1 protein-coding gene and 1 pseudogene are annotated in these 721 nt (G+C 52.6%); one reads left to right on the top strand and one right to left on the bottom strand.

From position 1 onward, the window contains the following. Window positions 1-194, top strand: a 194-nt coding sequence (locus tag K0039_RS24695; protein ID WP_500303701.1) for a YbdD/YjiX family protein, incomplete at its 5' end; no start/stop codon positions are given. A gap of 57 nt (window positions 195-251) precedes the next feature. On the opposite strand, the pseudogene hcxA reads toward K0039_RS24695, so the two are convergent. Next, window positions 252-721 (bottom strand): annotated as a pseudogene (hcxA, locus tag K0039_RS24690) (hydroxycarboxylate dehydrogenase HcxA); the annotation flags it as partial.

The following is a 721-nucleotide window of genomic DNA, read 5'->3' as shown; positions in this document are numbered from 1 at the left end:
CCGCATCCGGCACTCTTTCAGCAACATGGTTAGCGGAGGCCAAGATGTTTGATTCACTGGCAAAAGCCGGAAAATATTTAGGTCAGGCGGCGAAGCTGATGATTGGGATGCCTGATTACGACAACTATGTCGAACATATGCGGGTTCACCATCCCGATCAAACGCCGATGACCTACGAAGAGTTTTTCCGTTAGCGGCAGGACGCGCGCTACGGTGGAAAAGGCGGCGCGCGCTGCTGCTAAATTTGTACGTCAGGCTTTAAACGATTCCACTTTTTTGAACGCTGCACGCAACGTATCTGGTGTCAGCGTGACTGGCAGGTAATGAATGGACTCCACCGGACGCAGGGTGTGGGCAATCACTTTGTCGATCTCCGCCTGATTATTGATATCCACTTCCAGCTCCGCCAGTGTAGTCGGCAGATGAAAACGCTGATACGCTCCAGTTAATTGCGCCAGCACATCATCCTGACCCAGCAAGGCGCTTTGCACCAGAATTCCGTAGGCGACTTTGGTGCCGTGGAGAAACTTCTCGGTTTGCGGCAGCACGGTCAGACCGTTATGCACGGCATGAGCTGCCGCCACACGCGTAAAACGATCGCCCAGACCACCAACCATCCCACCACCAGCAATAATAGCATCCACCACATCGCAAAATGATTGCGTTAACTGTTGATTTTGCTGATCGCTCAGCGCCTGTTCGCTACTGTTTAACAAGACGT

Origin of the sequence: Terrisporobacter mayombei (assembly GCF_020748465.1) — a bacterium.
GTDB lineage: Bacteria > Bacillota > Clostridia > Peptostreptococcales > Peptostreptococcaceae > Terrisporobacter > Terrisporobacter mayombei.
Note: the sequence above shows the minus strand (reverse complement) of the source record. Positions and strands in the feature narration are given on the sequence as shown.